The sequence below is a fragment of the Roseateles sp. P5_B10 genome (assembly GCF_056400485.1).
Map to the genome: position 1 here is coordinate 1 of NZ_JBFULE010000237.1, position 6,984 is coordinate 6,984.

At 61.8% G+C, this 6,984-nt stretch carries 3 protein-coding genes; all 3 read right to left on the reverse strand.

Going from position 1 to position 6,984, the window contains the following annotated elements; translation table 11 throughout:
• Nucleotides 1-152: 152 nt before the first annotated feature.
• Nucleotides 153-800, reverse strand: coding sequence for a tetratricopeptide repeat protein (locus AC1DU6_RS15440; RefSeq protein WP_477858119.1), 648 nt, complete (start codon nt 798-800; stop codon nt 153-155).
• Nucleotides 801-1,487: 687 nt separating this feature from the next.
• Nucleotides 1,488-1,808 carry a hypothetical protein gene (locus AC1DU6_RS15445; RefSeq protein WP_477858120.1) on the reverse strand — a complete coding sequence of 107 codons (321 nt, stop codon included), beginning with the start codon at nt 1,806-1,808 and terminating at the stop codon, nt 1,488-1,490.
• Nucleotides 1,805-6,907, reverse strand: a complete 5,103-nt coding sequence (locus tag AC1DU6_RS15450) for a hypothetical protein (RefSeq protein WP_477858122.1) — start codon at nt 6,905-6,907, stop codon at nt 1,805-1,807. The genes AC1DU6_RS15445 and AC1DU6_RS15450 overlap by 4 nt, the downstream gene beginning before the upstream one ends.
• Between the last annotated feature and the right edge of the window lie 77 nt (nt 6,908-6,984).

The following is a 6,984-nucleotide window of genomic DNA, read 5'->3' on the forward strand; positions in this document are numbered from 1 at the left end:
GGCAGGGGGTGGGTATGCCGCGGGTTCACACCATGTAAACGGTTACGCGAACGCAGCGCCTGCGAGGAGGGGTTGCGCGTGCATGCCAGCAGCTGCGCCGACGCTCTGAGCGACTCGAATTTCCAGCCGAAGCTGTCAGCCCTTAGCGGGTGTCAGTGTGGCTTGCCGCTCTGGGTATAGGCCGAAATGAAGAGATGGCTCGGGTCCGAGTCCGCTTCTGGGCCTTGCACTTCAGCAACCGGCGCGGGTGGCGTTTCGGCGGACGCCGGTGTTGCACTTGCCAAGGGCGGGTTCACACGGCCGGGCAGGTGTTCGATGGCATCGATGATGCGGCGCATCTCCGCGTTCAGCGGCGCGTTCTCCTGGTTTTTGGCGACCCCTTCACCCAGGACCTGGATCGCCGCATCGAACTCGTCAGCGATGAGATGSCCCATGCCGCGCCCGAACGTCGCCAGATAGGCCTGCGGGTGCCGCTCTCCCAACTCGGCCAGCGGCTGCCAGACCGCCTTGGCAGCCTCATGCTCCTGGGTCGTCACATGCAGCATGCCGAGTTGGAACCGCGCCAGCGGGAAGTCCGCCCCTCGCTCCACGGCCCTGGCCATGCTGGCCTTGGCCTCCTGCATCAGGCCGATCTGGGCGTACTCGCTGCCCAGCATGAACAGCGCCTGAGCCGAGACGTCGGCACGGCTGGCGGCTTCCTTCAGATAGGCCAGTGCGTGCCCTGCGTCTTTGCGGCGCGAGGCGTCCAGGGCCAAGGCGAGGAGCTCGGCCTGGGTCAAGTTGAGGAAAACGTCCGACATGGAGAGCGGGGGGCGATTGAGGTTGAAGCTAGGCGCGAGATTGTGCGGCGATCAAGCGTCCTCGCCGGACGCCCTGAATGAGGGGTGGGCCGCGTCAGCATGCGTTGGAGCGCCCGGCAGCGCTCGCAGAAGGGCCGGCGCGGGCAAGGCCAAATTGGGGTTGGAACAACCATGAGACCTGAATGCCTGCCCGCGTCGATCCCACCCTGGAGTTGAAGGAGTTCGCAGCGCCCGCAGCGCGAGCCAGATGGGGTTGGAGCGTGTCGCGCGTGGCGACCACGGGCACGCAGCCACAAGACCTGTGCGGGGCCGTCGCGCCCCGCAATGAGTGGACGCGCTGGGGAACAGACGGTTTTCTGGGGCGGTGAAGGCCGCCAGGGGTGGCGAGCTCGGCGCTTCAAGCTCTGAGTTCAAGGCCTTGATCCTGATGGGTGACTGGTGCGCTGTGGCGCAGCCAATACTTCGAGAACCAAGTGCGCGTTGAGTTCGACGCCGGGGAATGCAGTCTTGAAGGGGAAAAGGTGCGCTCTTGCGGTGCAGGGGCGCGTGTTTGCCACTCGACGGGGGCGGCTAATGGGTAACCCCGAACCTGCGAACCTGGACCCCGAACCTGCAATCACAACCGGCGCGGCTCAGGAGGTGTGGGCGAGGCTTTTATTTGTTTAAGAAGTATTCGCATGAGGCGCTCTAGATTCGTTTCATATCAATATTTTGATATTTCTTGAAATATTCTTGCAACGCAAGAAATATCTCCCCTTTCTCCGCCTCCGACACCGACCGCACCCCATCCCATAGATTAATAGCCTCGGCGGAAATCCATTTTTCTGGAATGGATATCTCAACCACCACTGCGCCGCGCCTATCCCGGTACATCACCTGCTCGCCGCGAGCGATTATAAAAATCTCTCTCTCGCCCACTTCCGAATATGGTCCAGAAGGAGATTTTCCGGCAAACCGCTCAATCAGTCGGCCGATCGGATTGAAGCTAATTCGCAGGGTCTTCTTCAAGGCAGATCCTTGGGGTTCATAGTCCAACTCCATTCACGAATTCGGTTGACGTCGGGATTCAACTCGAGCGCCGGACGCTCAATTTTCCACCACGTTCTAAGCCCATAGGGCCCAACGGGCGTCGCCCCTTTAGTAAATGCGTTTACCGTCCCCGAGGTGCCTTCCGCAAAACGCAATGACGCGACATCCCATACTGCCGCAGCCTGCGCTCCTGGCATATTATCAAATAATTTTAGCTCGTCCAAAAGCCTGCCACCAGCGGTCTGTTCAAGCGTAGTCTTTCCAGTGGCCCTGCCAAACCATTGCGCGACTTCCATGTTTTGCGCACCCGACCAGAATAGTGCACCATTCTTGGTGGTTCCAAAGTCGAGAGTAAATCTGGCCATTGCCATCAACTCTGGATGGCTTGGTATTACGCCGTTACCCCCATATTGCAACAATGCCGCTCGCTCAGCCGCCAGCGCTGACCAACCTTCGCTGGCCCCTACCGCAGTGCGAACTGCTGTAGCGGTCTCAGCTACGTAGCCATAGCCCGCCGCTCCTAAGCGCAATGCACGGCTATAAACCCCTGGACCGGCCAGCGAGCCCAGCACGCTTCCGCCCAACTCAGCATCGCCATGGGCCTCCCAGACCGGCGCATTCCATGCCGATGTGGACCGGAATGAAGCGCCGGCATCGCCGAAGAGATACGAGTACCCGTTCAGGCCCAGCTTGACCGTATTGATCGCTAGGTTGACTGTCTCCGGCACTAAGTTGACGACGCCCTTGACACCACCAAAGGCCGCTCGCAACGGATCATTCTTCATTGCCACCGCGACTTCGGCCACGCGTTGCGTCGCACGAGCAGCCGGGCTGACGATGCGATTCCAGATGGGGGCGGAACCCGGCATCGTGAAGAGGCCGTACTCGTCATAGACGTTGGCCCACCCTTGTGCACTGCCAGCCTCGGCTAGTGCTGCCTGTCTTGCGAGCGATTGGCCGGTGATTACCACAGGCTGAACCAGAGGGTGGCCGTAGGGGTATCCGATCCCGTTGTTGCTCAACTGGATGTTCGCCACGGCAGGGCCTGCCAACGGGTCATCTAGCTCTAGCGAACGATCCAATGCGACGTCGACCGCGCTGCGGCCTGCGTTCGAGTCTCGCGGCGCAGCAACGAAGCCCCCACTCTTGCTTGTGCTTCGGACTAAGCCAATCTCTTCCAACTGTGCGTCTCGCGCATCCCGGGCCTGAGCTACCGCCCGCCCGAACGTGGCGGGCTCGCCGCGCTGGCTTGCACTGCCAATTGGCCCGACGGACACATGCGCCCAGTTCTTGTTCTTGGCAATGAAGTCGCCCAGCGGATCGTTCGATTGCGCGAGGCTTTCGCTAATCGCATTGCCAAACGCCCCCAGCCCCTGCCCGCTCCAATTCCAACCGGCCACGCTCACGGCGCCCATTTGCATGCCACTACCGCTGTCAAGCGGAGTGCCCAGCGATGCGGAGAAGTTGTAGGAGACATCCAACAGCTGTTGGATGGCAACCTGTTGCGCGACTGCGCCTGTGAATTCCGGCCGGCTCACCAGCCCCGTCAGGGCCTCGCGCTGCTGGGCGATGTCTCCGCTCTTGAGCGCTTTCTTGGCCTTGTCCAACGCCGCATCGTCCTTCTCTTTGGCACCATTCCCAAAGAATGCCCGGTCAAAGCCGAATGGATCGGAATAGGCCGGCTGGTAGCTGTAGCTGCTGGAACTCCCTAGGCTGCTGGTGGTCCACATCGCCGACGAGATGGCGTGCGAGATCAATTCCGAAAGCTTCGCCGGGAAGTCCTTGATCCCCTGAATGTTGGCCGCGCTCCAGTTCGGGTCCACATTGCCGATGGCCTCGCCGGGGTTGTAGGGCCGCCAGGTGCTGGCGTTGTTGTGGATGTTGGTGACCTTGTTGGGAATCACCAGCACCTGCCCGGCGCTGAGCGAAGTGTCGTCGAGCATGCCGTTGGCCTCGGCAATGAGGTACCACATGCTGGAGTCGCCCCACAACGCCTGGGCCACGGAGCGCAGCGTCTCGCCGTTGCGGCGCACGGCGTAGTTGCTGGCGGCCCTGCCGGGGTAGCTGTCGTTGATGGGCTCGTAGTTCTGGTCGAAGTCGACGCTGGTGACGGGATTCAGGCGCTTGTAGCGCTCACGGCGCTGATCGGCGGTTTCGGGAACGCTTTTGCGATAGAGCTGTTCGGCGTAGCTCATGCGCGACTTTTCACCCGGCACGTTGCCCACTTCGCCGACCCGGTGGCCGTCGGCGTAATAGTAGTTTTGGTAGGGCGTGCCCGAGTTCATGCGTAGCAGCACCTGGCCGTTGGCGTTGGTGATGTAGTCCTGGGTGATGCCGGTGCCGGCATCGACATTGCTCTTGATGTGGCCGTTGAGGTCGTATCCCAGTGTGGTGGTGGTGTTCTGGTCGGCCGTGCGCTTGGTAATGAGGAGTTGCTTGGCGTCGTCCCAATAGTCGTAGGTGTAAAGGGTGGTGATGCCGCTCTGGCTGACGCTGGCCAGCGCGCCAGCGCCATCCCAGCTGGCGAGCTGATCGCTCTTGTCCTTGTAGTAGCTGTAGGTGAGCGTGTAGTTGCTGTTGTTGCTGGGATTGAGGGTGTTGGTGCTGACGAACTTCTGCGTGAGCAATCGGTTGTCGTTGTCGTAGCTGCTGGCGGTGGACTCAACCGTGTTGTTGTCCGCACTCCATTCCTTGTACTCGACGGTGCGGCCGATGGCGTCGACGCGGCGGCGCGCGCGCAGCTGCGGGGCGGTGATGGCCGCGGTCTTGATGTAGGTGTCTTCGAGATAGCCGTCGGAGCTGTAGGTGTAGGTCTCGACGGTGCCATCGACCGTGGTGGCCGAGGTGCGCTGGCCGGCCTTGTCGTAGCCGATCTTGACGGCCTGTGAGCCAGAGAACCCCAAACTGATGCTGGCGCCGGTGTCGGTCTCGGACGTGCCACGGCGGTTGAGCATGCCCTTGGTGATGGTGAAGCGGTCGGCCTCGTCGTAGGTGTAGTAGAAGACTTCTTCGGCGCGCAGCCTGCGGTCCAGCGGGTGCCAGTAGAGGGCGTGCACGGCGCGGCGGTTGCCCACAGCGTCGTACTCGTAGCGCACATCGTGGGTATGCGCGAGGTCGTAGCCGGTGCTTTCGGCGACGCCGTCCCACACGCGGGCGATGCGGCCGAGTTCGTCGTAGGCGATCGTGCTGGTCTGGTAGCTGCTGCTGATGGTGGCGTTGTCACTTTGCAGCTGGCTGTAGGACTCGCTGGTGCGGTTGCCTGCATCGTCGTAGCCGTAGCGGCTCAAGGTGTGCATACCCAAGTCACGCGCCTCGGCGATCATGCCGTTTTGCAGGTAGGTGTATTCGATGTTCTGGCCGGTGGTGCTGGTCTGCTTGGCCAGTTGGCCGGCCAGGTTGTAGGTGTAGGTGTAGCCCCGGCCCGCCAGGTCCTGGTGCCAGGTGGTGCGGCCGAAGTAGTCAGTTTTATCGACCGTGGTGCGACCATCGGCACTGGTGGTGGTGAGCTTGTAGCCGCCGACGCTGGCCCCGCCTACGCCCAACACTGCGCCGGCACCGGTCACGCCAGCCGCTGCAAATTCGTAGCTGTAGCTGGTCTCACGGTTGGCGGCGCTGCGCGTCTTGACGACGCGATTTAAATCGTCGTACCAGGTCTTGTCGACTTGACCGAGGGCGTCGGTGTGGCTGATTCGCCGGCCCAGCGCGTCATAGCTGTAGTAGGTGAAAGTATCGGCCGTGACCGGCGCGGTGCCGGAGAACTCAGTCGCGCCAAAGTCCTGCACCCGGGACACGCCTTTGCGGTGCACCGAGGTCAGTCGACCAAGTGCGTCGTAGCCCTGTTSGGTCTGCGCGTGGAGTGCGTTCTCGAGCAAGCGCACGTCCCCGAAAATGTCAGTGAGCTGCTTGCTTTGGCCATTGTCAGCAGCCCATTGAATGCGATTGCCGTCGCCATCGCCGTCGTAGTGGACCTTGCTCTGATGCTTGTTGGCGTCGGTGCTGACGGTCAGGCGCCCAAGCAGGTCGTATCCATACTCGGTGAGGGGGCGGATACGGCGGATAAAGCCGTTTTCCATCGTCTCAAACGTCTGGGGGTCCGTCTTCTTGATCAGCTTGCCGAGGGTGTTGTAGACGAACTCGGTTTTCACCGCACTGGCGTCGACAACATACGGGCTGGCGCCCTTGAGGCCGCTGGCGGTACTGTTGTAGAACGCGACCTGGGCCTGGGCGCGCTCCAGCACGCGCTCATCAAATTCCGAGGCGACCTCGCCGAAGGCATTCCAGGTCTGGAAGCGCTTGACCTGGGCGTCCTTGGTGATGGACACCACGTTCTGTTTGATCTCCCAGGGCTTCTCAAAGGAGCCGCCCACCTTCATCACGCCGCGCGTGACGATGTCGTTGCCGGCTTCGTCTTTGACCGGCGTGCCATTCGTGTCCTTGCACAGGGCAAGTTGGATGTTGTAGTTCTCTTCGCCATTGATGGATCGGCCGTCGAAAGGCTTGTCCCAGGTGTACTGGAAGTAGCCCGGTAGCGGCGTGCTGACCCAGGCACCAAGCAAGTCAACCGTCACTGGCAAGCCGGTTGTCGTCGACGTATAGGTCACCCGCATATAGGTGGCATCGCTGCGTCCCGCAGACCCCTTGAAAACGATGGGCTGCAGCGGCACGCGCTCCTGGTAGGACGAGGTGGGCACCACCACGCCCGACTTCACGACCTGGAAGGCGCCACCGCCCTTACTCAGCATGGCGGCGCTGGCGTTCTTTGCTTCGTAGGTGTACTCGTACTCCGCGTAGGGAGCGCCCCCGGCCGGCATCAAGCCAGAGGCGGGCAGTCGCAACCGGTTGCCGTCAATGATCAGGCCATTGCCGCGCGTCACGGTGGTCCAGGCGCTGTTCGAGCCCTTCACGCGGTACTTCAGCGTGAAGTCGGTCGTGTTGGCGGGAGGGGTGAGGGTGAGGTAGTCCGGGATGGAGTCCGGAGTCATCGAGGTTTGCGTGACTCGGCCGTCCTGCTCAACAAAATAAGCGCCAATGCCCTTGGCCACGACACTTTCATTCGCGTCCACCGCCTCGTAGTACATGTACCACCAGCCGGTTTGATTGCTGTAGATCGGCCAGTTGAAACTCCACTGGGAGGCGCCACGCCCTGTCCATGGAG